Annotated in this window: 26 protein-coding genes; 19 read left to right on the forward strand and 7 right to left on the reverse strand. The window is 55.4% G+C overall.

The annotated features are described in order from the left end of the window. The first annotated feature begins 100 nt into the window (after positions 1 to 100). The 11 genes from LK04_RS02445 to fabF all read left to right on the forward strand — a co-directional run bounded on the left by LK04_RS02445 (position 101) and on the right by fabF (position 10,223). Positions 101 to 1,555 carry an NAD(P)-binding domain-containing protein gene (locus LK04_RS02445; RefSeq protein WP_039327127.1) on the forward strand — a complete coding sequence of 485 codons (1,455 nt, stop codon included), beginning with the start codon at positions 101 to 103 and terminating at the stop codon, positions 1,553 to 1,555. After that, positions 1,552 to 2,034 (forward strand): CMD domain-containing protein, encoded by a 483-nt coding sequence (locus LK04_RS02450; protein ID WP_039327130.1) that lies wholly within the window; start codon positions 1,552 to 1,554, stop codon positions 2,032 to 2,034. Before LK04_RS02445 ends, LK04_RS02450 begins: the two co-directional genes overlap by 4 nt. After that, on the forward strand, positions 2,031 to 2,597 hold the full coding sequence (locus LK04_RS02455) for a peroxidase-related enzyme (RefSeq protein ID WP_039327134.1): 567 nt from the start codon (positions 2,031 to 2,033) through the stop codon (positions 2,595 to 2,597). Before LK04_RS02450 ends, LK04_RS02455 begins: the two co-directional genes overlap by 4 nt. Before the next feature lie 12 nt (positions 2,598 to 2,609). Further along, entirely contained in the window at positions 2,610 to 3,347 is a 738-nt protein-coding gene (locus LK04_RS02460; RefSeq protein ID WP_034823326.1) for an amino acid ABC transporter ATP-binding protein, read from the forward strand. 20 nt (positions 3,348 to 3,367) lie between these two features. Further along, positions 3,368 to 4,183 carry a transporter substrate-binding domain-containing protein gene (locus tag LK04_RS02465; RefSeq protein WP_039327144.1) on the forward strand — a complete coding sequence of 272 codons (816 nt, stop codon included), beginning with the start codon at positions 3,368 to 3,370 and terminating at the stop codon, positions 4,181 to 4,183. 79 nt (positions 4,184 to 4,262) lie between these two features. Continuing rightward, the gene (locus LK04_RS02470; protein ID WP_197063286.1) at positions 4,263 to 4,952 is read left to right on the forward strand and encodes an amino acid ABC transporter permease; all 690 of its coding nucleotides are present in this window, start codon (positions 4,263 to 4,265) and stop codon (positions 4,950 to 4,952) included. Between the two features lie 16 nt (positions 4,953 to 4,968). Next, complete coding sequence (locus LK04_RS02475) at positions 4,969 to 5,661, forward strand: amino acid ABC transporter permease (protein WP_034823323.1); 693 nt, start codon at positions 4,969 to 4,971, stop codon at positions 5,659 to 5,661. Positions 5,662 to 5,814: 153 nt separating this feature from the next. Beyond that, on the forward strand, positions 5,815 to 6,360 hold the full coding sequence (locus tag LK04_RS02480) for a winged helix-turn-helix transcriptional regulator (RefSeq protein ID WP_039327149.1): 546 nt from the start codon (positions 5,815 to 5,817) through the stop codon (positions 6,358 to 6,360). Further along, positions 6,357 to 7,397: an HlyD family secretion protein gene (locus LK04_RS02485; RefSeq protein WP_039327153.1), complete on the forward strand. Its 1,041-nt coding sequence runs from the start codon at positions 6,357 to 6,359 to the stop codon at positions 7,395 to 7,397. Before LK04_RS02480 ends, LK04_RS02485 begins: the two co-directional genes overlap by 4 nt. Then, positions 7,394 to 8,950, forward strand: coding sequence for a DHA2 family efflux MFS transporter permease subunit (locus tag LK04_RS02490; RefSeq protein WP_039327156.1), 1,557 nt, complete (start codon positions 7,394 to 7,396; stop codon positions 8,948 to 8,950). Before LK04_RS02485 ends, LK04_RS02490 begins: the two co-directional genes overlap by 4 nt. Positions 8,951 to 8,960: 10 nt before the next feature. Next, positions 8,961 to 10,223, forward strand: a complete 1,263-nt coding sequence (gene fabF / locus LK04_RS02495; RefSeq protein WP_039327158.1) for a beta-ketoacyl-ACP synthase II — start codon at positions 8,961 to 8,963, stop codon at positions 10,221 to 10,223. A 147-nt stretch (positions 10,224 to 10,370) separates the two neighbouring features. Here the strand turns inward: fabF and uxuA are convergent, their stop codons facing one another. After that, on the reverse strand, positions 10,371 to 11,435 hold the full coding sequence (gene uxuA, locus LK04_RS02500) for a mannonate dehydratase (RefSeq protein ID WP_039327161.1): 1,065 nt from the start codon (positions 11,433 to 11,435) through the stop codon (positions 10,371 to 10,373). A gap of 326 nt (positions 11,436 to 11,761) precedes the next feature. Here uxuA and LK04_RS02505 point away from each other — a divergent pair, with 326 nt between their 5' ends. After that, on the forward strand, positions 11,762 to 12,709 hold the full coding sequence (locus LK04_RS02505) for a sensor domain-containing diguanylate cyclase (RefSeq protein ID WP_039327165.1): 948 nt from the start codon (positions 11,762 to 11,764) through the stop codon (positions 12,707 to 12,709). Between the two features lie 21 nt (positions 12,710 to 12,730). Here the strand turns inward: LK04_RS02505 and LK04_RS02510 are convergent, their stop codons facing one another. Then, entirely contained in the window at positions 12,731 to 14,599 is a 1,869-nt protein-coding gene (locus LK04_RS02510; protein WP_418903647.1) for an amidohydrolase, read from the reverse strand. Between the two features lie 19 nt (positions 14,600 to 14,618). After that, positions 14,619 to 15,179 (reverse strand): antibiotic biosynthesis monooxygenase, encoded by a 561-nt coding sequence (locus tag LK04_RS02515; protein ID WP_039327170.1) that lies wholly within the window; start codon positions 15,177 to 15,179, stop codon positions 14,619 to 14,621. 129 nt (positions 15,180 to 15,308) lie between these two features. Here LK04_RS02515 and LK04_RS02520 point away from each other — a divergent pair, with 129 nt between their 5' ends. Then, positions 15,309 to 16,217 carry a LysR family transcriptional regulator gene (locus tag LK04_RS02520; RefSeq protein ID WP_039327171.1) on the forward strand — a complete coding sequence of 303 codons (909 nt, stop codon included), beginning with the start codon at positions 15,309 to 15,311 and terminating at the stop codon, positions 16,215 to 16,217. Positions 16,218 to 16,307: 90 nt separating this feature from the next. Here the strand turns inward: LK04_RS02520 and LK04_RS02525 are convergent, their stop codons facing one another. Further along, positions 16,308 to 17,897: an MFS transporter gene (locus LK04_RS02525; protein WP_039327174.1), complete on the reverse strand. Its 1,590-nt coding sequence runs from the start codon at positions 17,895 to 17,897 to the stop codon at positions 16,308 to 16,310. A gap of 216 nt (positions 17,898 to 18,113) precedes the next feature. Between LK04_RS02525 and LK04_RS02530 the strand changes: the two genes are divergently transcribed. Next, positions 18,114 to 18,935, forward strand: a complete 822-nt coding sequence (locus LK04_RS02530; protein ID WP_039327176.1) for an alpha/beta fold hydrolase — start codon at positions 18,114 to 18,116, stop codon at positions 18,933 to 18,935. Between the two features lie 67 nt (positions 18,936 to 19,002). On the opposite strand, the gene treF is transcribed toward LK04_RS02530, so the two are convergent. Together treF and LK04_RS02540 are read right to left on the reverse strand one after the other, a co-directional pair. Further along, positions 19,003 to 20,604 carry an alpha,alpha-trehalase TreF gene (gene treF, locus LK04_RS02535; protein WP_231568818.1) on the reverse strand — a complete coding sequence of 534 codons (1,602 nt, stop codon included), beginning with the start codon at positions 20,602 to 20,604 and terminating at the stop codon, positions 19,003 to 19,005. A 501-nt stretch (positions 20,605 to 21,105) separates the two neighbouring features. After that, positions 21,106 to 21,960 (reverse strand): SDR family oxidoreductase, encoded by an 855-nt coding sequence (locus LK04_RS02540; protein ID WP_039327181.1) that lies wholly within the window; start codon positions 21,958 to 21,960, stop codon positions 21,106 to 21,108. Positions 21,961 to 22,061: 101 nt separating this feature from the next. On the opposite strand from LK04_RS02540, the gene LK04_RS02545 reads away from it, so the two are divergent. Further along, on the forward strand, positions 22,062 to 22,430 hold the full coding sequence (locus LK04_RS02545; protein ID WP_039327183.1) for a winged helix-turn-helix transcriptional regulator: 369 nt from the start codon (positions 22,062 to 22,064) through the stop codon (positions 22,428 to 22,430). Positions 22,431 to 22,507: 77 nt separating this feature from the next. Here LK04_RS02545 and yghX read toward each other — a convergent pair whose 3' ends face one another. Continuing rightward, a complete protein-coding gene (yghX, locus tag LK04_RS02550) occupies positions 22,508 to 23,398 on the reverse strand; it encodes a YghX family hydrolase (RefSeq protein ID WP_039327185.1) in 891 nt (296 codons plus the stop codon). 395 nt (positions 23,399 to 23,793) lie between these two features. Between yghX and LK04_RS02555 the strand changes: the two genes are divergently transcribed. From LK04_RS02555 to LK04_RS02570, 4 genes are all read left to right on the forward strand, one after another. Next, complete coding sequence (locus LK04_RS02555; RefSeq protein WP_039327187.1) at positions 23,794 to 24,660, forward strand: helix-turn-helix domain-containing protein; 867 nt, start codon at positions 23,794 to 23,796, stop codon at positions 24,658 to 24,660. A gap of 249 nt (positions 24,661 to 24,909) precedes the next feature. Further along, positions 24,910 to 25,053, forward strand: coding sequence for a hypothetical protein (locus LK04_RS02560; protein WP_231568816.1), 144 nt, complete (start codon positions 24,910 to 24,912; stop codon positions 25,051 to 25,053). Between the two features lie 205 nt (positions 25,054 to 25,258). Then, entirely contained in the window at positions 25,259 to 25,702 is a 444-nt protein-coding gene (locus LK04_RS02565; RefSeq protein ID WP_052205866.1) for a GlcG/HbpS family heme-binding protein, read from the forward strand. A gap of 10 nt (positions 25,703 to 25,712) precedes the next feature. Continuing rightward, on the forward strand, positions 25,713 to 26,438 hold the full coding sequence (locus LK04_RS02570) for an SDR family NAD(P)-dependent oxidoreductase (protein WP_039327193.1): 726 nt from the start codon (positions 25,713 to 25,715) through the stop codon (positions 26,436 to 26,438). Positions 26,439 to 26,445 lie beyond the last annotated feature (7 nt).

A 26,445-nucleotide genomic window follows, 5' to 3' on the forward strand; every position in this document is an offset into this window, starting at 1 on the left:
TTATGTGATTTAAAGATAATTAAAAGGGTCGCTTCATCAACGCATTTTAACCGTTTTCGCTCGCTCTCATGGCGATCGCTGACACCAGGGAAATCTCTCTATGACTTATGCCGCTAAAGGTCTTGCCGCGCTGGAAGCTCAGCTACAACAGGATCTGGAGTTTCTGGAACTGCCTGCCAAATCCTGGGTACCGGAACGCACCTATCTGAGTGCACCGGTGCGCGACGTGGTGGTGATTGGCGCAGGCATGTGCGGGCTGGCGGCACTGGCCAAATTACAATTCACCGGCATCAGTAATGTGGTGGCGTATGACGCCGCACCCGCTGGACTGGAAGGTCCGTGGATCACCTTTGCGCGTATGGAAACCCTGCGCTCACCGAAAACCCTGCACGGTCCGGCACTCGGCTTGGCTCAACTGACCTTCCGCGCCTGGTTTACCGCGCAGTGGGGCAAAGAGGCATGGCAGGAGCTGGACAAAATCCCTAAAGCACAGTGGATGGATTACCTGATTTGGTATCGCAAGGTGCTGAATCTGCCGGTGCATAACAACGTGCGCGTGAGCAATATCGCGCAGGACGGGGATTTGATTGCGCTGGATCTGGACGGTGCCGAAACCGGCCGGGTTTACACGCGTCGTTTGGTGCTGGCCACGGGACGTTCTGGTCTCGGCGGCTTTGCCGTTCCGGATTTCCTGCAAGGCATCGATCGTCAATTCTGGGCGCACTCCGCGGATGACATCGATTTTGCTGCCTTGCAGGGGAAACGTATTGCGGTGATTGGCGCAGGTGCTTCATCGATGGACAACGCCGCCACGGCGCTGGAACAAGGCGCAGGCGCGGTGGATCTGCTGATTCGCCGCAAAGCGATGCCGCGCATCAACAAGATGACCGGTATTGGTAGCCAGGGCGTGGTGCACGGTATGCACCAGCTGCCGGATGCGTGGAAATGGAAGTTTGTCGATTACACCGCCGCCACGCAAACGCCGCCACCACGTTCCTCAACTTTGCGCGTATCGCGTCATGAAAATGCGCGTTTCTTCCTCGATTGCGGCATCAATGCTGTCAAACAGGAAGAGAATGGCCTGCTCATCGAAACTACCCAAGGTGCGCTGCACTACGACTATCTGATTGCCGCCACCGGTTTCACCAACGATTTCCACGGTCGCCCGGAATTTGCGGCTATCGCACCGCATATCCGCAGCTGGTCTGATGGTCGCTATCAGCCAGAAATGGGGAACGCGCGTCACAGCATGCTGGAAGCGCCCGACCTCGGCCCATCATTCGAATTTCGTGAACTGTCGCCAGGCACCTGCCCGATGCTGGCACACATCCACTGCTTTAACGATGCCGCGATGCTGACGCACGGCAAAGTCTCCGGCGATATTCCGGCGGTGAGCGCCGGTGCCGATCGTCTGGTGCGCGGGATTACTGCCTCACTGTTTGCCGAAGACGTGGAGCAGCACTACGCCAACTTACAAGCTTTTGACACCCCTGAACTGCAGGGCGATGAATGGGTGGACTCAACCCCCTTACTCAAACAGGAGAACGCGTTGTGAGCGACGCTATTGATCAAGCAGCCGGATTAACACCAGAAGATGCGTTGTATCAAACGCGCCGCCTGCGCCCCGAATTTGTTGTGGGTGCGGAAGCGTGCCGTGTATCAGTACTTACGCCGGAAGACGATCAGGGTCTGCCTGCGGATCTGCGTCTGGCGCTGGCGCAGCGTATGGCGGTGCTGAATTACGATGCGCCGCTGCAACGCGATTATCAGGCACAGCTGGCGGCGTTAAACCCGTCTGAAGCTCTGCTGGCGCTGGCCTCGGGTTGCGCCGTAGCGGAAGAGCCGCTGGCGACCATTGCACGTCATGCCGACATGGTGACGCAGCAGCCAATTCAGGCCACCGAGCAGCATATCCGCCTGCTGGAACAGGCCGGTTTGAGCAATCCGCAAATCGTCGCGCTCTCTGAACTGATTGCCTTTGTTAACTTCCAGACGCGCGTTGCGGCTGGCTTACGTCTGCTGAGGTCTGCATGATTCCGTCGGTTAATCTCAAGCCTTTGCACTGGCATCCTTACATTCAGCCCGTGGACGTCGAACAAGCGACGCCGGCCCAGCTGGATGCGATGAAGGTGACGCCATCCAACAAGAAGATCTCCGAGTACGTGCGCACGCTGGTGCACGATCCGGAGAGCTACACCGCACGTACCGGGTTGTTCAACGCGATTATGTATGTCGAAGGCGGTCTCGATCGTGCCGATCGTGAACTGGGCGCGTTGGGGGCATCGATCGTGAACGGCTGCCGCTACTGCGCCGTGGTACATGCGCGCCGCCATGCGCAGCTGGCCGACAGTGACGCGGTGGTCAGTGCCATCTATTTTGATAGAGCGGATGTGTTAGGTGAACGTGATGCGGCGATCTACCACTTTGCTCGTCGTTTATCGGTCACGCCATCAGAAGCCACGCCGGAAGATGTAGCGGCACTGCGCGCGGTCGGTATGAACGATCAGGAGATTATCGATCTGATCCACGCCATTGCCATTTTCGGCTGGGCCAACCGTCTGATGCATGTGCTCGGCCATGCTGACCTGAACAAATAAGGGCTGCACCAGATGTTAGAACTCAACAATATTACGCTCTCTTATGGCAGCAACCCGATCCTGAAAGGTGTCGATCTGTCGGTTAAACGCGGCGATGTAGTGTCGATCATCGGGCCAAGTGGCACCGGCAAAACCACGTTGCTGCGCTGCATTAACTACTTGGCCAAGCCCTCTGCGGGCACTATCCAACTGGATCAGATCCGTATGGATTACCAGTCGCCAGATAAAGCGGCGATCCAGGCGATCCGTTTGCGCACCGCCATGGTGTTTCAGCAATTCAACGTGTTCAAAAACATGACGGTGCTGGAAAACGTGATGGATCCACTGATCGTGATCCAGCGTAAAACCAAACAGCAAGCGCGCGATATTGCCGTGCAGGAGCTGGAGCGTGTGGGCTTGGGTGCCAAGCTCGATCACTATCCGTCGCAGCTGTCTGGCGGCCAGTTACAGCGTACCGGTATCGCGCGTGCCCTGGCGGTACGTCCAGATGTGATGCTGTTTGATGAACCGACCTCATCGCTCGATCCTGAGCTGGTGGGGGAAGTGCTGAAAGTGATTAAAGATGTGGCGTCTTCTGGCATTACCTCGCTGCTGGTAACGCACGAGATGCAGTTCGCAAAAAGCATCTCGAATCGCATTGTGTTTATGGATCAAGGTGTGGTGGCCGCGCAGGGCAGTCCGGCAGAGATGTTTGATAACCCAACCCTGCCGCGCCTTGCACAGTTCCTCAGTAGTGAACGAGCATTCTAATAATTAAAGGAATCAAAGACATGCCTGCAATCAAAACCACATTACGTCGCCTGGCCGCGCCTGGCATCATCGCGTTAGCCCTGATCAGCGGTAACAGCTTCGCTGACGCGGTCCGTACCATTAAAATTGCTACCGCAGCCGAATCCAAACCGCTGTCATGGGGCGCGATTGGTCACGAGCCGCAAGGCTATGAGCCGGACGTGCTGAAAGCTATCAACGCTAAACTGCCGCAGTACAAATTTGTCATGGAAGGCGCGGCAGACATCGCGCAGGAAACCGGCCTCGTGACCGGCAAGTACGACATGGCGACCGGCGGTTACTACAAGGCGCCTGCACGCAGCAAACAGTTCCTGATCCCCGATGCACCGATCGGTGCCAGCCTGATGAAGATCTACAGCCGCAGCGATAGCAATATCAACGGTATGAAAGATCTGGTCGGCAAGAATATCGTGCCAGTGACCGCAGGCGGTGGCGTGTATAAGTTCGTCACCCAGTGGCAGCAGGATAACCCGAATGACAAAATCACCATCAAAGCTTCCAGTGCTGGCGTGCCTTACCCGGATCGTCTGAAAGAAGTACAGAACGGTAAATACGATGCGCTGATCTTGCCTTCAAACCTCGGTGAACAGACGGTGATCGACAACCAGAAGCTGGCGATCAAAGCCAGTGAGCCAGTGGTGATCAACAACACTTATGTGCTGATCCACCGTTCTGCTGAAAACCAGGCGCTGAACGATGATGTGAACAAAGCGCTGAAAGAACTGAAAGATGACGGCACGCTGGATAAGCTGGCGCAGAAGTGGTTCGGCGAAGAAGTGACGAAGTACATGAAGTAACAGATTCACTGCGCCCGGTCTTAATCCGGGCGCATGCTGTCCTTTTTAGCAGGAGTGTTTCACCGTGAATCTATCCTCCATGATTCCTGAACTGCTGTCGGCGCTGCCTTTGACGCTCGGCATCATGTTTGTCGCGATGATTGCCGGGTTCTTTCTGGCGCTGATCGCCACGGTTTTTCGCGTGCGCCGCATCCCGGTGATCAGCCAACTGGCCGATCTCTATGTTTCCTACGCGCGCAGCGTACCGGTGGTATTACAGCTGTTTGTCGCCTTTTACGGCATGCCGCTGATCACCGATAACTTTGGTTTTGGTGACTTCTTTACCGCCAACGTGGCGGCGATGATCGGCCTGAGCCTGTATCACGGCGGCTATCTGTCGGAAGTGATGCGCCCGGCGTACCTCGCCGTGGAACGGGGTCAGCACGATGCCACCGACAGCCTCGGTTACAGCTTCCGCCAGAAAATGCTGCGTGTGATTGGGCCACAAGCGGTGCACTTCGCACTGCCTGGTTACGGCAATGCGATTATCTATCTGATTCATAACGTGGCGCTGGTGATGTACATCGGGGCGGCGGATGTGATGGCGACCGCGCACTTAATTATGGAACGCGATTACAACCAGTATCAGTTCGGCACCTATCTGGTGTTGGCGGTGCTCTATTCACTGCTGTGCGGTGTGGCCTGGTTGATCATTCGTTTCTTCGAACAACGTCATGCGAAGTACAGCTCGAAGTCTGCGGCGCGCGTGAAGTTCACCACCAGCGTCTGAGTAGGGGAGAAAAACCATGTTTGATGCTGAGGTTTTGCTGCCGGACTTCTGGAGCATTCTCGATGCTGTGCCGGTGACGCTGCTGATGGCGGTGACGGTCTTTATCTGTTCGACGCTGCTCGGTGGTTTGTTCGCGTTTATTGAACATCGCCGTATTCCGGTGCTGCGTCAGTTAGTCATCACCTACAAAATCGCCTTCAAAGGCGTACCGATGGTGGTGGTGATTTTCCTCGCCTATTACGGCTTGCCACCGGCACTGCACTTTGTTGCCACGCTGTTTGGTGTTGAGGTCAATGCCCATTCGCTGCCGAACTGGGTGATCATCATTGTGGCGCTGAGTGCCTGCGTAGCGGCATTCCAGGCTGAAGTATGGAAAGGTGCGCTGAACTCGTTCGACAGTGGGCAATCCGATGCGGCCTTATCGCTGGGTTACAGCGGGGGTCAGCTGTTCCGCAGGGTGATGTTCCCACAGATTATCGTGGCGGCGATCCCTGATTTGGCGAATGCTTTTATGGTGATCATGAAGGCACTGTCGCTGGCGTTTGCCATCGAAGTGGTGGATATCTTTGCTCAGGCGCAGCTCACTGCGGCACTGAACTTCTACTACCTTGAAGCCTTCCTGATCGCGGTGGTGTTCTACATGGTGATTGCCTATGTGGTCACCAAGATCGCCGATAAGATCGAGGCAGCACTGCGCGTGCGCACCTGAGGTTCATGATATTGATGCGAAAACGGCAGCCCAATGTGGCTGCCGTTTTTTTTGGATAATGAACACTCCTTGCTTTCATTTTGCAAGTTACTTGCAAAATGAAAGTGACTTTGCGACAGTATTCCGCATCCAATCTCCTGCAGAATACCTCTCATGAAAAACGAACCGCTTTACCATATGCCTTGCCCTATTGCCCGCAGCTTGGGTCGCGTCGGAGATGGCTGGAGCATGCTGATCATGCGCGACGCGCTGGCTGGCTTTACCCGCTTTGACGAGTTCCAGAAAAGCAGCGGCGTTGCGCCTAACATCCTGTCGCGTCGCCTGAAAGAACTGGTGGAAGATGGTTTGCTGCAGAAGGTGTGCTATAGCACCACGCCAGCGCGTTACGAATATCATCTGACTCACGCCGGACGTGATTTGCGCGGCGTGATTCTGGCGCTGGCCGAGTGGGGCAGCACGCACTTTTCGCCGGAAGGGCGTCAGATGCAGCTGGTGGAAACCGCCACCCAGCGCCCGGTGAAACTGCAACTGGTCGATAGCGAGAATGGCCAGCCGCTGACGCTGGATAAATACCAAATGGTGCCGGGCCCGGCAGCGGTGCCAATGATGCACTATCGCCATGACTATCTGCAGAAAAAACGCGCTGGTGATACCACGCAGAAATTCACACCGCCTGCGCTGGCAGAGAAGCAATCATGACACTCACGCGCAAAAAATCGGCGCTGCTGTTAGCGCTGACGCTGGGTGGTATGGCACTGGCAGGCTATGGCTATTACTGGTGGCATACGGCGCGCTTTATGCCTTCGACTGACGATGCCTACGTTGGGGCAGATATCAGCGCGATCTCGGCGAAAGTCCCAGGTTATATTCACACCCTGGCGGTGCAAGACAACGCCAGGGTGAAAAAGGGCGATCTGCTGGTACAACTGGATAACCGGGATTATCTGGCGGCGCTGGATCAGGCGGCGGGTGAAGTCGCCGCACAGCAAGCCGCGTTAAGTGATATCGCGGCGACGCGCCAGTTACAGCTCGCCACCATTGCCGGTACGCACGCTTCATTGTTGGCGGCACAGGCGGTGACGCAGAAAACCACCTCGGATCAACGTCGTTACAGTGCGCTGGCAAGCAGTTCCGCGGTGTCGCAACAGATTCGCGACCATGCGCAAGCGGATTACCATCAGGCCATAGCCGAAGAGAGCAAAAGCCGCGCCGATACCCGCGTTGCCGAGCGCCAGTTGCAGGTATTAGACGCACGCGAGCAGCAGGCGAAGGCGGCGTTAGTGCAAGCCCAGGCGGGACTGGCGATGGCGAAGCTCAATCTTGAGTACACGGAAATCCGCGCCCCGTTTGATGGCGTGGTCGGCAATCGTCGCGCGTGGTCAGGCTCCTATGTCAGCAGCGGTACGCAACTGCTGTCGCTGGTGCCGGCACAGGGATTGTGGGTCGATGCCAATTTCAAAGAGAGCCAGCTGGCGGATATGCGCCCCGGACAGGCGGCCCGCATTGTGGCGGATGTCTTACCCGGCCGCACGTTCAACGGCCATGTCGGCAGTTTGTCACCGGCCACCGGCTCGCGCTTTAGCATTCTTCCGGCGGAAAACGCCACGGGCAATTTCACTAAGATCGTCCAGCGCGTGCCGGTGCGTATTGTATTGGATGGCGATGCGGCTCTGCTCGGCCTGCTGCGTCCGGGTTTATCCGTCACGGTGACGGTTGATGAGAGAAACATGCGATGAGCAGCGTGGCCGCGCCGCTGATGGCTCCGGCAGAGATGCCGGTAAGCAAGAAGGTGTTCGCCTTCGCTACCATGTGCATCGGTATGTTTATTGCCCTGCTGGATATCCAGATTGTTTCGGCATCGCTGCGGGATATTGGCGGCGGATTATCAGCCGGCGATGATGAAACCGTGTGGGTGCAAACTAGCTATCTGATCGCGGAGATCATCATTATTCCGCTCTCCGGTTGGCTGGCGAGCGTGATGTCAACGCGCTGGTTGTTTGCTGCCTCGGCCTGTGGCTTTACGCTGATGAGCCTGCTGTGCGCCTGGGCGTGGAACATCCAGAGCATGATCGCCTTCCGTGCCTTACAGGGGCTGGCGGGCGGATCGATGATCCCGCTGGTCTTCACCACCGCCTTTGCATTTTTTCACGGTAAGCAACGCGTGATTGCTGCCGCCACCGTGGGTGCACTGGCCTCGTTAGCGCCAACGCTGGGGCCAACGGTCGGCGGATGGATTACCGATAACTTAAGCTGGCACTGGCTGTTTTATATCAACATTATTCCCGGCATTTACATCACTATTGCCGTGCCGCTGTTGGTCAGGATCGACACGCCTAATCGCGAACTGCTGCGCGGCGCGGATTACTTCAGCATTTTGTTGTTGGCACTGTCGCTGGGGTGTCTGGAATATACGTTAGAAGAGGGCCCGCGCTGGGGCTGGTTTGACGACAGCACCATTACCACCACCGCTTGGATCGCCTTGGTGTGCGGCGTATTCTTTGTGATCCGCACGCTTAATCATGCGAAGCCGATCATGGATCTGCGGGCGCTGAAAGATCCGGGCTTTACCCTTGGTTGCTATTTCTCGTTTATGGCGGGGGTCGGGATCTTCGCCACCATTTACCTCACGCCGCTGTTTCTCGGCCAGGTACGTGGCTTTAGCGCACTGGAGATCGGGCTGGCGATCTTCTCTACCGGCATCTTTCAGATCTTATCGATCCCCTTCTATGCGTGGCTGGCGAATCGCGTCGATTTGCGCATTTTGCTGGCCTTTGGGCTGATGAGTTTTGGCTTGTCGATGTTTTTCTTTGTGCCCATCACCCATGACTGGGGCGCAAAAGAGCTGCTGTTTCCGCAAGCCTTTCGCGGCATGGCACAGCAGTTTGCCGTAGCGCCCACGGTCACACTGACACTCGGCAGCTTGCCGCCAGCAAGACTAAAATTAGCCTCAGGACTGTTTAATCTGATGCGCAACCTCGGCGGTGCCATCGGTATCGCACTGTGCGGCACCGTGCTGAACGACCGTACCAATCTGCATTACAGCCGCCTCGCTGACCATCTCAACAGCGCCAGCCTGTCACTCGGTGACTATCTGCAGTCGCGTACCGCAGCCCTGATTCTCAACGGATTAAGCCCGGATGCCGCGCACACGGCGGCGCTGCAATCACTGGCTTCACTCACCCTGCGCGAAGCGCGGACGCAGGCTTTCTCGGACGCATTCTGGCTAATTATGGTCGGATTCTGTATCGCCGCGCTGCTGGTTCCCTTTATGAAAAAGCCCGCGGCTTAAGGAGTTATCAATGAAACGTATTGTGATTACAGGTATGGGGCTGGTTTCGCCGCTTGGCTGCGGGACCGAAGCCGTATGGCAGTCACTGCTGGCCGGGAAATCCGGTATCAGCGCTTTGCCGGAAGAGATGGTGCAGGATATCAGCTGCAAAATTGCCGGGCAGGTGCCAACGCTGGAGCAAGATCCACAGCATGGTTTCGATCCCGAACGCGTGATCGCGCCGAAAGATCGCAAGAAAATGGATCGTTTTATTGAGTTTGCTTTAGTCGCGGCGCACGAGGCGCTGACGCAAGTCAACTGGTTCCCGCAGGATGAGGCGCTGCGCCAGCGTACCGCCACGGTGATCGCCACCGGAATCGGCGGCTTCAACGAAATCGCCAATGCGGTGGAAACCACCGCCAATCGCGGTCCACGTCGGCTGTCGCCCTTCACCATTCCGTCATTCCTCGCCAATCTGGCGGCGGGACATGTGTCGATTGCGCATGGTTTCCGTGGCCCAATTGGGGCGCCGGTCACGGCCTGTGCCGCGGGCGCTCAGGCGATTGGTGATGCTGCACGACTGATCCGCAGCGGAGAGGCGGATATTGCGCTGTGCGGCGGCACGGAAGCTGCAATCCATCGCGTCAGCCTGGCCGGTTTTGCCGCCGCGAAAGCGATGTCAGGTGGTTTTAACGATCGTCCTGAACAAGCATCACGACCTTTTGACCGCGATCGTGACGGTTTCGTGATGGGGGAAGGCGCTGGCTTGCTGGTGATTGAATCACTTGAGCATGCGCAGGCGCGCGGTGCGACACCACTGGCAGAGCTTGTCGGTTACGGCACCAGCGCTGATGCTTACCACCTCACCGCCGGGCCGGAAAGCGGTGAGGGCGCTCGCCGTGCCATGGAAGCCGCGCTGGCGCAGGCGGGGATTACGCCTGCAGATGTGCAGCATATCAATGCGCACGCCACCTCCACGCCAGTAGGTGACAAAGGCGAGCTGACGGCGATCCGCACGTTGTTTGCCGGTAGTGATGTGGCGATCACCTCGACCAAATCGGCCACTGGGCATCTGCTGGGTGCGGCCGGTGGAGTCGAAGCGATCTTCTCGATCCTGGCATTGCGGGATCAGATTGCGCCACCGACCCTCAATCTGTTGCATCCCGATGAAGCCGCCGCCGGGCTGAATCTGGTGGCGTTAAAACCGCAGCCGATGACGATGCAACATGTGCTGTCGAACGGTTTCGGTTTTGGCGGCGTGAATGCCAGTTTGCTGTTTAAAGGCTGGGGGTAGCGGATAGGTTGGCTAACAATATTGTGCGGTCATCGGGCAGGTCGCCATAAATGACGACCCTACAAACACAGTAGGGTGCGCATTTATGCGCTCTAGGCCAATAACCGCACAGTACCCAATGGCGCATTTATGCGCACCTGGCTGCTATCAGCGCTTACCCAACGCTTCCCACAATCCCATCAGATAGGTGGTACCCAGCGCACGGTCATACAGGCCATAACCCGGACGGCCCGTCTCGCCCCAGATAAAGCGGCCGTGATCTGAACGGATGTAGCCATCAAAGCCATTGTCATACATCGACTGCAGCACTTTATACATATCCAGCGAGCCGTATTCAGTTGGATGCGCGCACTCGTAGAAATCTTTATCCTGAATAATCTTGATGTTACGCACATGGGCAAACGGAATGCGTTTGCGGCGGGAGAACTCCGCCAGGATGCCATACACATCGTTCTGCGGATCTTCCGCAATCGAACCGGTACACAGCGTAATACCGTTGGCCTCGGAATCCACCACGTTACAGATCCAATCCAGATCTTCGCGGTTTTTCACAATGCGCGGCAGACCGAAGATCGAATACGGTGGATCGTCAGGATGGATCGCCATCTTCACGCCCACTTCCTCACACACCGGTATAACTGCTTTGAGGAAGTAAGCCAGGTTTTCACGCAGCTTCGCGTCATCAACATCTTTATATTGCGCAAACAGATCCTGCACTTTCGCCAGACGCTCAGGCTCCCAGCCTGGCAGGGCGAAACCGTTGGAGTTGCCCAACACTTCTTGCACCACTTCGTCGAGGCTTTTATCGATGCCTTTCTTCTCGAACGCCATGGTGAGTGAGCCATCCGGCAACACATAGTTCATGTCGGTCTTCATCCAGTCAAACACCGGCATGAAGTTGTAGCAGATGACTTTCACGCCCACTTCAGCGAGGTTACGGATGCTCTGCTTATAGTTCTCGATGTACTGATCGCGGCTTGGCAGGCCGATCTTGATGTCATCGTGAATGTTAACGCTTTCGATCACTTCGACGGTCAGACCTGCACCATGCACCTGATCAACCAGCGCTTTAATCTTGTCCTTCGGCCAGGTTTCCCCGACGGGCACATCATAGAGTGCGCCCACCACGCCGCGTACGCCCGGCACCTGGCGAATATATTCCAGCGAAACTTTGTCTTCTTTCGGACCAAACCAACGCATTGTCAGTTGCATAATCTCATCCACCGTTATCGTGTTGCTGCGATAACTGTTAAACTACCATTCTAGTAAACATGATGACAGCACCGTGCACCGAATATCGCTTGATCCGCGTCACAGATCATCATTTCTCCCTCAATAAGCCGTTTTTCCTTGGATGATGTGCAGTTCGACTGCCATCTCACCATAAAGAAAGTTTTGTTCACTGATTTATAGGGATTATTTCGCCGTAACCTCTGAGGTCGGCGCAATTTGCCGCTGCTAATCGGCTTTTCATTTGTTTTATTTACAGAAACTTCCTGGCAGGCAAAATAGCTTTTATTTCCTCTCCGTCATCCATCATGTCCGAAGAAGCGCTGCGTCAGCAGATTCAGAACCTGAAAAAGCATAATGCGCGCTTAAAGCGCATAGCGCATGACGCGCGTAATAAGCTGAGTGCGGCGCTGGATGGAACCGGTTTATGTTTGTGGCAGCTGGATATTCCCAGCGGCAAGCTGGTGATTTTTAATCGTCGCTGGGGCTCCATGCTGGGCTTCCAACCCAAAGAGACCAAAGCGCAATTTGAGGTCTGGCGTGAACGCCTGCACCCCGACGATGCGGATGAGGTGTTGAAAGCCTTTTACGATCATATAGAAGGGCGCGCACCTTACTATGAAGCGCTGCATCGCATGCTGGGTAAGAATGACAAAATTACCTGGGTGCTGGATCGCGGGCGCGTCAGTGAATGGGACGAAGAGGGCAATCCACTTAAAGTCACCGGTACGCACATCGATATGACCAAAGAGAAGAACTACGAAGCACAGCTCTCTTCTTTGGCTAACCACGATCCGCTGACGGGCCTGACCAACCGCCATGCCTTGCACACGCATTTCAGCAAAATGAAAGCGCAGGGGCCGCTGTGTGTGGCCTTTATCGATCTCGATAACTTCAAGCACGTTAATGACACGCTGGGCCATCGCAGTGGCGATGAGGTATTGATTCAGCTCAGCCAGCGCATCAGCGAGCAGGTACCGCCAAATGTGGTGGTGGGGCGATTGGGCGGTGATGAGTTTGTGCTGTTGATGCCGTTCCTGATCGACTTCCCGAAAGTACGCATCATGATGCAGGCGGTGCTGGATGCGGCGCTGACGCCGTTTGATGTGGATAACGGTCATGCGCAGATTGGCGCGTCAATTGGCGTGGCGGCGGTGCAGCCACATTATAGTTTTGATGAGGCGCTGACACGCGCCGATGAAGCGATGTACCAGATTAAGAAGAATGGCAAACAGGGGTTTGGGTTGGCGGGGTGACGGCATCACCCCGCGTCTCACTCAAAACGCAAAGCAAGAACAGCCCAGCGCACCCCAGAACGCGTTGTTATCCGACACCGGCACTGAAGACTGACGCGCCACATCGTGTGAGTGGCTGTGCACGCCACAGGGGCCGCTGCACTGGTGTACTTTAGGCATCATCGCGGCGCGGCCATTAGCTTGCGGTGGGGCGCTGCGGTAGTGGCCCGGCACGGTGACGACCGGTGACCACTCAGGCAATACCGGTACCGGCGGGGGTGACAGCGGAGAGAAGCCGCCTGCGGCATATACGATTTCGCCATCGACCAGCGTCAACACCGACTCGATACCTTTAATCTCCTCTTCCGGCACGCTGAAGAAATCTTTCGACAGCAGCACCAAATCCGCTAACTGTCCGACTTTAATCTCGCCTTTGGCATTCTGCTCGCTGGAGAACCAGGCGCTACCTTTGGTCCACAGCATCAGCGCGGTTTCGCGGTCAATACGGGCATTGTCATCATACAACTGCATCCCGCCCACGGTGCGCCCAGAAACCAGCCAGTACAGCGCGGTCCACGGGTTATAACTGGCCACGCGTGTGGCATCGGTCCCTAAACCGACCGGGACATCGGCATCCAGCATACGTGCCACCGGTGGAGTCTGTTTAGCCGCCTCTTTGCCATAGCGATCAACAAAGTATTCACCCTGGAACGCCATGCGATGCTGTACCGCCAGGCCGCCGCCCAGCGCCTTAACGCGTTCGATGTTGGCTTCGGTAATGGTTTCGGCATGGTCAAAGAACCAGTGCAGGCCGTTAAACGGAATGTCGCGGTTTACTTTCTCGAACACATCCAACATACGACTGATCGATTCGTTATAGGTGGCATGCAGGCGGAACGGCCAGCGATGCTCGACCAGATGGCGCACCACGCGCTCCAGCTCATCTTCCATGCCTGGTGCCAAATCAGGGCGCGGTTCAAGGAAGTCTTCGAAATCGGCCGCCGAGAACACCAGCATTTCGCCCGCGCCGTTGTGGCGCAGGAAGTCGGTGCCCTGGCCCGGTTTCAGCATATCGGTCCACTTCTCAAAATCTTCCAGCTCGTGGCCGGGGTTCTGCGTGAAAAGGTTATAGGCGATACGCACCGTCAGCTGCTTTTTGGCATGCAGCTCTGAAATCACATCGTAATCATCGGGATAGTTCTGGAAGCCGCCGCCCGCATCGATGGCACTGGTCAGGCCGAGGCGGTTCAGCTCACGCATAAACTGGCGCGTGGAGTTGACCTGCTGTTCCAGCGGTAGTTTCGGGCCTTTCGCCAGCGTCGCATACAGCAGCATGGCGTTGGGGCGCGCAATCAGCATCCCGGTCGGATTGCCATTGCTGTCGCGCTGGATCTCACCGCCCGGAGGGTTAGGTGTGTCTTTGGTGTAACCCACCACGCGCAGTGCGGCGCGGTTAAGTAAGGCACGGTCATACAGGTGCAGGATGAAGACTGGCGTATCTGGCGCTGCGGCGTTGATCTCATCCAGCGTCGGCATACGGCGTTCAGCAAACTGGAACTCGCTCCAACCGCCGACTACGCGCACCCATTGTGGTGAAGGGGTACGCAGTGCCTGTTCACGCAACATGCGTAATGCATCCGCTAACGAAGGAACACCTTCCCAGCGCAACTCAAGGTTGTAGTTCAGGCCGCCACGAATCAGGTGCAGGTGTGAATCGTTGAGGCCCGGAATGCCGGTACTGCCTTTGGCATCAATAATCTGGGTATCGCTGCCTGCAAAGCGCATCACTTCCGCTTCGCTGCCCACGGCCAGGAACTTGCCGTCTTTGATCGCCACTGCGCTGGCAAACGGGTTAGCACGATCCACGGTGTGGAATTTGCCGTTGGTAAAAATCAGTGAGGCCGTTGTCATCATCTCTTCTCCAGTTAGATTACGCGTTGCGGCCAATTAGCCACTGTTTTAAAACTCGTGTTACGACAGGCATCCATAAGAACACCACCAGTGCCACCACGCTGGCATCATTCAGCAAGTGGCCCCACAGCGTGCCGTGGGCGGCAGGCAAAACCTGGTTCCAGAACCACGGCACCAGATTGGTAGACGGAAAAATCACCCCCAGCGTCAGTAAGTATTGTTTCCATTTCGCGGGTTTGACCTGGCCTTTTTGCGTCGGGGTAAACCAGAACGCTGCGCCGGGACGTACCTCAATATGTTCCGGCTGCGCCAGCATAGTTGGCAGATCTTTGATCAGGCTTTTGCGCTGGTCTGATTTCAGCCAGGCGTACAGCTCATCCAGCCCGGTAAAACGAATCAGCACGGTGTAGGCGTTATCGCCGTGTACCGGACGCAGCACATTCACACCCAGGTGCCCCTGAAAGCTCGCGGCCTGCGGCATGATGGTGTCGAGCCACTGCTCATAGCTGGCCTGCTTTTCAGGCAGGATGCTGTGGGTAATCACCAGCGTCACATGGTTGGCCTGCTGTGAATAATTCATAGGTTGTTCCTTAAGTTACTGCTGGTGAAAGTGCTTGCGTCGTTGAGTAAAAAAATACGAAATGAGAGCGTTTATTGATAACGGATAGATTTTGGGTTGTTGTTCAACAATTTTTGGGGAGGGTAGGGAATGCGTTTAAATCTTGAGGCATTGCTGATTTTGGATGCGCTGGATCGCCATGGCACCTTTGCTGCGGCAGCTGCACGTCTGTTTAAAACCGCGTCTGCGTTGAGCTATACCGTGCAGAAGATGGAGAGCGATCTCAAAATCACGCTGCTCGATCGCTCTGGCCATCGTGCCACATTTACCCCGACGGGGCGGCTGATGCTGGAAAAGGGCCGCACTCTGCTGCGTGCGGTGAATGAGTTAGAACAGCAGGCGCGTTATGTAGAAAGTGGCTGGGAAAGTCAGTTGGTGATCAGCGTCGATGCTTCACTGCCTTTTCGTATTCTCACGCCGCTGATCGATCAGTTCTATCAGGAGCATCCGCATACCCAACTGCAGTTCCGTCAGGATGTGCTTTCCGGCTGCTGGGAAGCGCTCAACTACGGCGATGCGGACATTGTCTTTGGCGCGGTGCAAGAGCCCGCCACGCGCAAAGAGATTGTCTGCCAACCGTTGGGCTGGCTGGAGTATGTTTTCGCCGTGGCACCGGAACATCCACTCGCCTCCGCGCCGGAACCGCTGCTGCGTGAGCAAATCCGCCAGTATCGAGCGGTTACCGTTCATGACTCCTCACGTCACGGTGCAGGGATTGATTTGCGCGTGCTGGATGAGCAGAAAACCTTGAGCGTGCATGACTTCCCCGCGAAATTGCAGGCGCAGCTGGATGGTTTAGGCTGCGGCTATTTGCCACTGTATTTGGCAAAACCGCATCTGGAGAGTGGAGCGCTAGTGGCGCGTCAGCTGGATAGCGAGTGCCGTCGTGATATGGCGTATCTGGCGTGGAATGAGAGCGCTTCGGGTAATGCGGCTATTTGGTGGCGCGAGCATTTACTCGCGCTGCCGGGCCTGCAGGAGATCTATTCTCCGGCGTGATGGCGTTTCTTGATGCGCATAAATGCGCACCCTACGATGTAGGGGCGCCATTTATGGCGACCGTGACGTTATCGCCGCGCGATCGCAACGTTAAATCGCAATATGATGGCTGACCTGCGGGGCATCATCACCCTGATGGAATTGCAGTACCGCTTGCTGTAGCTCGGCATCGGCGTGAGACACACGCTGGTGCTGACGCATATGCTCCTGCCATGACTCGACCATAAACCACTCTAACAAGGCTGTCGGGTCATCGGTTTGCTCCATCAATCCCCACGAATAGGCACCATCGCGACGACGAGACTGCGCCAGCTTGTGGATAGCGCGTTTGAACGCTGAGCGGTCTTCCTGTGGTACGCGGTAGCGAATCTGGATCAATACGGGACCATGACGCACATCCACCTCTTCATGCACCACCGGATCGGCCCAGTGCTGTGCCGGTTGCAGATCTGCTTCTCCAGCGGGCAGTGCCAGACGTTTAAGCAACAGGCCACTGATCACCAGACCTGCACCGGCAATCAGCAAGGTCGTTGCGAGACCCAGCTGCTGAGCAATCAGGCCCCAGGCCAGACTCCCGCCCGCCAGCGTGCCGTTGAACACCATCAGATAGACTGCCAAGCCACGGCCGCGCACCCAGTCGGGCAATACCGCCTGTGCCACACCGTTCAGGGTGGTGAGCGCGATAATCCAGCCCACGCCCAACACCAGCATCAACAGCAGTGCCAGCCACTGCGGCGGGCTCATGGCCAGCGCCAGCATCACCAGCGCACTCAACACCGCAGAGAGCAGCATTAGGCCATCGTTGCTCAGCGTGCTACGCAAACGTGGCAGCAACAGCGCACCAGCAATCGCACCGCCACCGACCGCACCCAACAGCAATCCATAAAATCCGGCGGTGCCGTGCAGCATGGTGCGCGCCACCAACGGCAGCAGCGCCCAGATAGCACTGGCAAAGGCGAAGTACAGTGCTGCGCGTAGCAGAACGCGGTGCAGCTCACGGCTGGCTTTCACATAGCGCAGGCCAGCGCGGAAGGCACCAAAGAAATGCTCATTCAGTTCGGTTTTTGCTTTCGCCGGACGTTTCCAGTACAGCAGGGCGGCAATAACGAAAAAATAACTCGCCACGTCGGCGCCGTAGGCCGCCATAGCGCCTAAACTTGCCAGCAGTAAACCGCCGGTCGCGGGGCCGATCGCGCGGGCAATATTGATGCCCAACGAGTTAAGCGCCACAGCGTTTTTCAGCTCATGGCGTGGTACCAGTTCCGGCACAATCGCCTGCCATGCAGGGCCAAACAGCGCCGCGCCGATGCCGCCAACGAAGGTCAGGCCGATCAGCCATTCGACGGTGAGCCAGTTGTTGTGGGAGAGCAGCAGCAAGGTCCCGCTGACGCTGGCCATCAGCAGCTGCACCACAATCAGCAGGCGGCGGCGGTCAACAATATCGGACAGCACGCCCGCAGGCAGCGCCAGTAAAAATACCGGTAGGGTGGCCGCCGTTTGCATCAACGCCACGGCGGTGGGGTTATCGGATAATCCGGTCACCAGCCAGGCGCTGGCGACGTCGCGAATAAAGCTGCCGGTGTTACCCAGTACCGAGGCGGTCCAGATCAGGGCGAATAGCCCGTATCCGAAGGGAGAGAAGGCACCGCCGCGCGATGCTGTAGAAGGTTGCTGGCTCATCATCATGTTCCTGTCAGTGTGCGATAGCTGCACCTTACGAAGCCCGAGACTTGCTTGATAGCGGAAAAAATCGGCCAACTTGTCCAGGCTTTTTTAACAGCTGGGCAGGGCAAAAATCTTTGAACAAGTTGTCAAAATCTCTGCTTTAGGTTTTCCCGATAGTTCGATGTAGCTTGATTGGCAGACACAACATCACTCACTTAACGGAGCAAAAACATGAGCACATTCAAAGCAAAAGACGGCGTTAACCTCTACTACAAAGACTGGGGCAAAGGTCAGCCCGTATTGTTCAGCCACGGTTGGCCGCTGGATGCCGATATGTGGGACAGCCAGCTGAATTTCCTGGCTGAACGTGGCTATCGTGCCATTGCCTTTGACCGTCGCGGCTTTGGTCGCTCAGAGCAGCCTTGGGAAGGTTACGATTACGATACTTTCGCTGATGACATCCATGCACTGATCGAACATCTGCAGTTAGACGACGTCACGCTGGTGGGCTTTTCAATGGGCGGCGGGGATGTTTCACGCTATATCGGGCGTTACGGCACGGCAAAAGTGAAAGGGCTGGTGCTGCTTGGTGCGGTGACACCGATCTTTGGTAAGACAGATGATCATCCTGAAGGGGTGGAAAAAGCGGTCTTTGACGGCATTAAAGCTGGCTTGTTGAAAGACCGTGCGCAGTTTATCAAAGACTTTGCCACTCCGTTCTACGGTGCCAATGCCGGTCAAACTATCTCGGATGGCGTCATGACGCAGACGCTGAATATTGCGTTGTTGGCTTCACTGAAAGGCACTCTGGATTGTGTCACCGCCTTCTCTGAGACTGATTTCCGTGCAGATATCGCCAAAGTGGATGTGCCTACCCTGGTGATCCACGGCAGTAACGACCAGATCGTGCCGTTTGAAGCCACCGGGAAGCTGGTGCATGAGATGATTAAGGGTTCAGAGTTGAAGGTTTACGAGAATGGCCCGCACGGTTTTGCGGTGACGCATCAGGATCAGCTGAACGACGATTTGCTGGCGTTTTTGCAGCGTGCATGAAAAAGGTCGCCATCAATGGCGACCTTACAGAACGGATACGTAAGGTGCGCATTTATGCGCACTTTTTTTAATCCGCCAGCAAATGCCCATACATCGACATCAACCGACGCGTCACGCCGTTGGTCCAGCCGAACCCATCCTGCAGCGGATATTCACCGCCGCCACCCGGACGGGCACGATCGCCGCTGATGTCGTATTTCTCCACCAGCTTATGATGCAGTGAATAGAAATTTTTCACCGTGGTGAGCCAGTTAACGGCAATCTCTGTCGCCAGCGTCTCTTCACCGTAATGGTTCAATCCGACAACTGCCATCCACTGTAACGGCGCCCAGCCGTTGGGTTTATCCCACTGTTCACCGCTTTCTACCATCGACGTCACCAGGCCACCCTGGGTCAACAGCAACTGGCGTAACGCCACGGCTTGCAGATGCGCCTGCTCCGGCGTTGCCAGCCCAAGAAACAACGGAACAACCGCAGCAGCCGTAAAGGCACCAAAGCGTTCATCGCGCCAGTTGTAATCACGGTATACACCTGCCGTGCCGTCCCACAGATAACGATGGATAGCTTGTTTGCGCGTATCGGCTTTCTTCTGCCACGCCAGCGCGGTTAACTCTTCGCCTTTGGCATGCGACAGCGTGGAGATCATCAACTCCAGCTTATACAGGAACGCATTGAGATCGACCGGAATAAACTGCGTGGTGCGAATGCTCGCCAGACGATGCGGATCGCGCAGCCAGCGAGACGAATAATCCCAGCCCGAGGCGGCTCCCGCTCGCAAATCGCGGTACACCTCATTAGCCGGACGGCTGGATTTGCTGGCGGTTTCCACATCCTCCATCCACGACTCATCACGTGGCGTGTCGCGGTCATCCCAGTAGCGATTCAGCAGCGAACCGTCGGGCATGCGCACCACATGGCGATAAGCCTGGTGCGGCATCAGCTCACCTGCGCCATCCATCCAGAATTGATACTCCTTCATCAACTGGTCGAGATAGCGTTTTGCCCCACGAATCCCGTCTTCCTCGAACAGCTCAACCATCAGAGCAAACACCGGCGGCTGTGAGCGGCTGAGGTAATAGGTACGGTTACCGTTTGGCACATGGCCGTAGTTATCAATCAGCCACGCGAAGTTATCGGCCATGTCGCGCAGCAGATCGTCACGCCCGGCATCAGCGAGGCCGAGCATGCTGAAATAGGAGTCCCAATAATAGGTCTCACCAAAGCGTCCGCCTGGCACCACGTAAGGCTTAGGCAGAGGCAGTAATGAAGAGTGCGGTAAATGCTGCTGCGGCATTTTGGTTAACACCGGCCAGAGTTCATCGATATGTTCCGTCAGCGTTTTGTCCGGATTCGAAACATAGAAACTCTCATTCACCTGCGGTAAATAAAAATGGTCATGCACAAATTTTTCGAGATCAAATTCTGCCGTGCGTTTACGGCGGCGATAGCGGATTAATATATCCAGCGGATCGAATTTTGGCGCGCAGTCGGGGAAGGTTTTTCCATCCGGAAATATACGCGACATTTGTACATGCTCGAACAACTCCATATAGCGATCGGCAGGCGTCAGCGCATCCGGCGCGGGCAGACCTTCAATCAGCTCCGGCTCCGGTTCTGAATCCTGCATTCCTTCGCGGGTAAACTCGTGGGGATCGTATTGATACTCCAGTTCAGCATCATCGCGTCGATCCTCGAAAGCGTTGCGTTGCTGGTTGAATGTATTAATAGCGGCCTCCTGATAAAGTCCCGGTTGCGTAAAGACCAAATTATATCTTGCTGACAAGGCGTGACAACAATGCAAAATATCTATGAACGTAATAAATCTTGTCGATGGATCGGGTTTTTCGGTGAATTTTCAGGGATTACAACGGACTATATTTCAGGAAATGAAAGCGGTGTTTTAAATGAAGGTTTAAATTAGCGTGCAGAATTATCTGTAAATAAGAAAATCGCCATCACAGGGTTTAAAATCGCCATTTTGATTGATCAATTGATGGCAAACGAGGCGGGGAAGGTGGGCTGTCTGATGCCCTCACCCTAGCCCTCTCCCACAAGCGGGAGAGGGGACAGTTAGTTGCGATGTTTAAGTAGAATGCCGGCCTGATAACTCTCTCGATCAATCCCCTCTCCCTGTGGGAGAGGGTCAGGGTGAGGGCATCAAACCCGCACCTCACTTCGCCAACGTTGCCTTAATCACATCCGCAAAGGGCGTGGTCGGGCGGCCGATCAGCTTGCTCAGCGCACCGCTGTCGTCAAACAATCCACCTTTGGCGGCACCTGCATCGGAATCCGCCAGTAGTTCGGCCAAACCCTCTGGCAAGCCTGCCCCTTTCAGCGCTGCTTCAAACTCAGCAGGCGGCAGGTTGATGTAATCCACTTGCTCACCAGACTGTTTGGCAATCTCAGCGCTGAATTCAGCCAGTGTGTAGCTGTTGTCGCCAGCCAGTTCGTAAACTTTGCCTGCCTGATCGTCACGGCTGATCACCTCTGCTGCCGCAGCAGCGTAATCTTCGCGTGATGCAGAAGCGATACGACCTTCGCCCACAGACCCAATAAAGGCGTGATGGGCCAAAGCAGGCGCAATGCTGGCGGCGTAGTTTTCGGTGTACCAGCCGTTACGCAGCAGGGCGAACGGCACACCGGATGCTTTCAGCAGGGCTTCGGTCGCGCGATGCTCTACACCTAAGCCAAGAGGTGATGTATCGGCATGCAGCAGGCTGGTGTAAGCGATGAACTTTACGCCCGCTGCTTTCGCTGCATCAATCACGGCTTTGTGTTGCGCTTCACGCTGACCGATTTCGCTAGAGGAGATCAGCAGCACTTTATCCACGCCGCTAAAAGCACTCAGCAAGGTTTCTGGCTTGCTGTAATCCGCGGTACGCAGTGTCACGCCTAATGCCTTCAGGTCTGCGGCTTTCTCAGGGGAACGCACCGCCGCAATCACTTCGCTGGCAGGGACTTTTTTCAGTAACTCGTTAATCACTAAACGGCCAAGCTGGCCAGTGGCACCGGTAATCGCAATCATGATGTTCTCCTTCAGTTTGAGCTGGTATGAAAACAGCGTAGGGGATAAACTAACTTTTAGTAAGTACTTACAGATTTGTTAGTTTGAAGAAGGCTGATTAAATGTCTGAAAAGCTGAGTAAAAAATTTATTCGCGGTGAGTTACTGAACGTCAACTGCCCATCGCGTGATGTACTTAAGCGCATTACCAGCCGTTGGAGCGTATTGGTATTATTAGCGCTGCGCGAAGAAACGCTGCGTTTTAGTGAGTTGCGCCGCAAGATTGGTGGCGTGAGTGAACGCATGCTGGCGCAAACGCTGCGTTATATGGAAGAGGACGGATTTATTGAGCGCATGGCTTATGAGGTGGTGCCCCCACACGTGGAATATCGTCTGACGCCGCTGGGTCATGAGGTCGAGGGCCATGTGATTGGCCTTGCCGACTGGCTGGAGAGCAATGTACATCGCATTGTGAAAGAAAACGCGGAGTAGCGGCGCGATTTATCGCGTTTAGGTCAGCGATCTCGTCGCTTCCGTAATGCTTGATAAACCAAGCCGCTACACATACGTCACCCGTGCAAATACTTCTCAAACCAACCCAACGTCCGGCTCCACGCCAGCTCGGCTGCGGCTTTGTCATAGCGCGGGGTCGAGTCATTATGAAAGCCGTGATTCACACCCGGATAAACATAGGCTTCATAAGTTTTATGGTTAGCCTTTAGCGCCGCTTCGTACGCTGGCCAACCCTCATTGATGCCCTTATCTAAAGCCGCGTAGTGCAAAAGCAGCGGGGCATTAATGCGCGGCACATCCTCGGCTTTGGGCTGGCGGCCATAAAAGGGCACGGCACAGGCCAGTTCGGGGAATGCTACGGCCGCCGCGTTGGCGACACCGCCACCGTAACAGAACCCGGTGATGCCGACTTTGCCGGTGCCTTCTTCGTGATGCATCAGAAAATCGACAGCGGCAAAAAAATCATTCATCAGCTTAGTGGGATCGACTTTCGCCTGCAGGGCGCGGCCTTCTTCGTCATTGCCGGGGTAGCCGCCCACTGAACTCAGGCCATCCGGTGCCAGCGCGATATAACCGGCTTTTGCCACGCGGCGTGCGACATCCTCAATATAAGGGTTCAACCCGCGATTTTCGTGCACCACCACCACGGCACCCACTTTGCCGGTGGCGTTGGCGGGGCGCACCAGATAGCCACGCACTTCACCGTGCCCCTGCGGCGAGGGGTAGTGAATGTATTCGGGTTTGATAGTGGGATCGGTGAACTCCACCTGCTGCGCCAGCGCATAGTTGGGGCTCATGGCGCTGAGTAACGTGGCACCGGTCATACCGGCAATGGTGAATTTGGCGGCAAGCGTGACGAACTCGCGTTTGCTGATCTTGCCGTGCGCGTAGTAGTCGTACAACTCAAGCAGTTCCTGGGGAAAATCCTGTGCGGTAAGACGGGTCATAACCTCTCCTTCGCTGATTAACCGTTTGCTTTGCTGCTTTAAAAAAGCACAGCGGGTTAACACTTGCAAATAGCTTGCCGCAAAGGGTTAAGGCATAACGTGAAGGTATTACCGTTTCGTATGGTGGCGAGCGTACTGCAGATGCGTAGATCATGGTTTCCTGGTGCACAATAATGCGTACGCTACGCGGCGATCTCAGGCAAAACCCTAATTTTTGACAGGCATTTCACATTTTAAACGCGCCCAATTTGACCATTAAACATTAGTCACCTAAGCAATTAATGCTTTTCCCGCTGCGTTACCTTTACTCTTCCTTACGTTAGTAATACGTTTTTGTTATATTTATGTGACGAATCGCGCAAATCCTTCACCTTTATCACTCGATCAAAAAAATCATGCTCAGCCTGAATCTAAAAAAACAGTACATCAACGATCTGGTGGACTGGATAGAGGCAAATCTGACCGATGAGCTTAATATCGATCTGATTACCCTGAAATCTGGTTACTCCAAATGGCACATGCAGCGCATGTTCAAAGAGATGACCGGCCAGACACTGGCGTCCTATACGCGTAAACGTCGCCTGACCATGTCAGCGATGGCGCTGAAATTGACCAGTATGCCGCTCATTGATATTGCCGTGCGCTTTGGCTTTGATAACCAACAAAATTTCACCCGGGTGTTCAAAAGCCACTTCTCCATGACGCCTGGCGCCTATCGTCGCATTCCAGAAATGCTGATGAAGGATTTCCACAGCCGCATCTCCACCCAGCGTTCATGGGTCAATGCACGTCTGGCCGAGAAGCCTGAGCTGCAGCTGTGTGGCGAAGTGATTGAATGGGAGTGCCGCTTTGGCGAATACATCGACCATCACAACCAAGTGGTGGCGCAACATACGCGCGATTTTGTCTCCTTTGCCGGTAAGCACGTCAGCCGGGGTTGGTTAGGCTTCCAGTTCAGCCCAGGCGTCAATTCTGCCGATCAGCAGCACATCAGTCTGTTCCAGGCGCTGGAAAGTCAGTATGCCGATGTACTGCCGCGCAACGTGCAGAACTGGACCGGGGAAAGCGGGTTGTATGCGGAGATTGACTGGCACGGTACGCCGGAAGAGATCAACGCCTTTACGGCAGAGATTTACTACAACCATCTGCCTGCATTGGGTGTGGCCCGTCGTGCAGGCAAAGATCTACTCAAGCTGGATCTGAAATACAGTACGCCCGATCTGCTGCAAGGCACGTTCTACATTCCAGTCTCGATCTGTTAATGCATAAATCGTGCGGTTTACTGTGATTAACCGCACGATTTTATAAAATCATTGCCGTAACTGGCGTAAAATCCTCCATTGAAACCTGATTGGCCGCGTAAAACTCCAGCCGCCTCACATCAGGCTGGATAATCACCTGCATTCCCGGTTCGCTCCGAACCTCAAAGTGAAAAAGAAAAAATTATGCGACTTCTACCGTTGTTTCTCATGACAGCGCTTGTGGCGTTTTCCTCGCTGGCAAGTGTACAGATGGCTGAGCCATTCTCACCGCCAGGCGGGCTGCATCCGCATCAATCACACTGCCAGCAGCACGAAATTGTGGGCGATAACCCACTGCCGCAGCACACTCAGGAAGATAACAGTTTCGTTAACTGCACCAACCATCAAGCCTGATTTCTGCCCGATTTAAGCTCTCCACTTCGATCCCACGCCGCACGTTCACGTCGCGGCGCGATTTCTCACGCCTAAACCTCAATAGCATTTTTCGGCATTGCGCTGAAGATATATCATAACTATTCTAACGCCTGTCAGATGAGAATGATTTTCGATAACATTTGATTCATGCGCGGACTTCTGACGTCCGGTACGGGGCAAAATTATGGATAAACAATCAGCATCAGCCAGCAGCGCGCTGGCAAACTCATACCACTCAATTTCATTGGCAGCGGCGCGAGTGGTGATTAATGCCGCCTTTGAGGCTGCCGCGGAGTATGGCTGGCATATCAGTGTGGCAGTGGTGGATCGTGCGGGCGAAATCGTGAGTCTGGATCGCAGCGACAAGGCTATAGGCATCAGTCCCACCGTTGCACTGGGTAAGGCGCGTACAGCAGCACTACTGCGCGCGCCATCGAAGGAGTTTGAGACGTTTATTAATGCAGGCAGCCCCAGTTTTCTGGCCACGCCCGGTGTGACACCGCTGGAAGGCGGCATTCCACTCTGGCTGAACGGCGAAGTCGTGGGTGCAGTAGGCGTGAGTGGGGCGCATGGTGCCAATGACTCACAGGTTGCGGAAATGGCTGCCGAAGCGCTGGCGGTAGTGTAAGGACACAACAATGGCAAGTTTGCAGAATAAGCATCTGGTGGTATTTGGCGGCAGCTCTGGCATTGGGTTAAAGGTGGCGCAGCAAGCAGCAGCACTTGGCGCCGAACTTACGCTGGTTGGTCGGAATGAAGAACGTTTGCAACAGGCGCAGTCGCTGTTGCTTGAACAGGGCGAGAACGTGTCGATCCTGGCAGTGGATGCGCATGACCACGCGGCGTTGCGTGAGGCCTTTGGGCAGATCAAGCCCTTCGACCACCTGGTTTCAATGGTGGGTGATGCGATGGGGGGCGGTTTTCTCAATGCTGACATGTCGCTGATTGAGAAAGTCATTCACTCCAAATTTCTGACGAATGTATTGATTGGCAAACTGGCGGCCGAGAAGATCCGCGAGGGGGGATCGATAACCTTTACGGCGGGCACGGGTGGTCGGGCGCAGAATGCCTGTGCCAGCTATGTTGGCAATCAGGGCATCGTCTCGCTGGCACAAGGTTTGGCAGCGGAACTGGCACCGAAAGCGCGTGTAAACTGTGTTGCACCGACCTGGACAGTCACGCCATTCTGGCGACATCAGGATGAAGAGCAGGTTGAGCAAACGCGTCAGCACTTTGCTGAGATTATCCCGCTGAAGCGCACGGCAGAAATTGATGAACTCGCCAGCGCATACCTCTTTCTCATCCAAAACGACTTTATCACTGGACAACAAATTGCGGTGGACGGCGGCATTATGCTGAGCTGATCCACAG

Origin of the sequence: Pantoea vagans (assembly GCF_001506165.1) — a bacterium.
Classification (GTDB): domain Bacteria; phylum Pseudomonadota; class Gammaproteobacteria; order Enterobacterales; family Enterobacteriaceae; genus Pantoea; species Pantoea vagans_C.

Coding starts and splice junctions, on each gene's coding strand:
- LK04_RS02530 (WP_039327176.1), top strand. CDS start 18,114: ATGAGCACATTCAAAGCAAAAGACGGCGTTAACCTCTACTACAAAGAC.
- LK04_RS02515 (WP_039327170.1), bottom strand. CDS start 15,179: ATGAATTATTCACAGCAGGCCAACCATGTGACGCTGGTGATTACCCAC.
- LK04_RS02565 (WP_052205866.1), top strand. CDS start 25,259: ATGGATAAACAATCAGCATCAGCCAGCAGCGCGCTGGCAAACTCATAC.
- LK04_RS02460 (WP_034823326.1), top strand. CDS start 2,610: ATGTTAGAACTCAACAATATTACGCTCTCTTATGGCAGCAACCCGATC.
- LK04_RS02505 (WP_039327165.1), top strand. CDS start 11,762: ATGTCCGAAGAAGCGCTGCGTCAGCAGATTCAGAACCTGAAAAAGCAT.
- LK04_RS02540 (WP_039327181.1), bottom strand. CDS start 21,960: ATGATTGCGATTACCGGTGCCACTGGCCAGCTTGGCCGTTTAGTGATT.
- fabF (WP_039327158.1), top strand. CDS start 8,961: ATGAAACGTATTGTGATTACAGGTATGGGGCTGGTTTCGCCGCTTGGC.
- yghX (WP_039327185.1), bottom strand. CDS start 23,398: ATGACCCGTCTTACCGCACAGGATTTTCCCCAGGAACTGCTTGAGTTG.
- LK04_RS02465 (WP_039327144.1), top strand. CDS start 3,368: ATGCCTGCAATCAAAACCACATTACGTCGCCTGGCCGCGCCTGGCATC.
- LK04_RS02455 (WP_039327134.1), top strand. CDS start 2,031: ATGATTCCGTCGGTTAATCTCAAGCCTTTGCACTGGCATCCTTACATT.
- LK04_RS02485 (WP_039327153.1), top strand. CDS start 6,357: ATGACACTCACGCGCAAAAAATCGGCGCTGCTGTTAGCGCTGACGCTG.
- LK04_RS02470 (WP_197063286.1), top strand. CDS start 4,263: ATGATTCCTGAACTGCTGTCGGCGCTGCCTTTGACGCTCGGCATCATG.
- LK04_RS02520 (WP_039327171.1), top strand. CDS start 15,309: ATGCGTTTAAATCTTGAGGCATTGCTGATTTTGGATGCGCTGGATCGC.
- LK04_RS02555 (WP_039327187.1), top strand. CDS start 23,794: ATGCTCAGCCTGAATCTAAAAAAACAGTACATCAACGATCTGGTGGAC.
- LK04_RS02510 (WP_418903647.1), bottom strand. CDS start 14,599: ATGACAACGGCCTCACTGATTTTTACCAACGGCAAATTCCACACCGTG.
- LK04_RS02445 (WP_039327127.1), top strand. CDS start 101: ATGACTTATGCCGCTAAAGGTCTTGCCGCGCTGGAAGCTCAGCTACAA.
- LK04_RS02490 (WP_039327156.1), top strand. CDS start 7,394: ATGAGCAGCGTGGCCGCGCCGCTGATGGCTCCGGCAGAGATGCCGGTA.
- LK04_RS02480 (WP_039327149.1), top strand. CDS start 5,815: ATGAAAAACGAACCGCTTTACCATATGCCTTGCCCTATTGCCCGCAGC.
- uxuA (WP_039327161.1), bottom strand. CDS start 11,435: ATGCAACTGACAATGCGTTGGTTTGGTCCGAAAGAAGACAAAGTTTCG.
- LK04_RS02570 (WP_039327193.1), top strand. CDS start 25,713: ATGGCAAGTTTGCAGAATAAGCATCTGGTGGTATTTGGCGGCAGCTCT.
- LK04_RS02560 (WP_231568816.1), top strand. CDS start 24,910: ATGGCTGAGCCATTCTCACCGCCAGGCGGGCTGCATCCGCATCAATCA.
- LK04_RS02525 (WP_039327174.1), bottom strand. CDS start 17,897: ATGAGCCAGCAACCTTCTACAGCATCGCGCGGCGGTGCCTTCTCTCCC.
- LK04_RS02545 (WP_039327183.1), top strand. CDS start 22,062: ATGTCTGAAAAGCTGAGTAAAAAATTTATTCGCGGTGAGTTACTGAAC.
- LK04_RS02475 (WP_034823323.1), top strand. CDS start 4,969: ATGTTTGATGCTGAGGTTTTGCTGCCGGACTTCTGGAGCATTCTCGAT.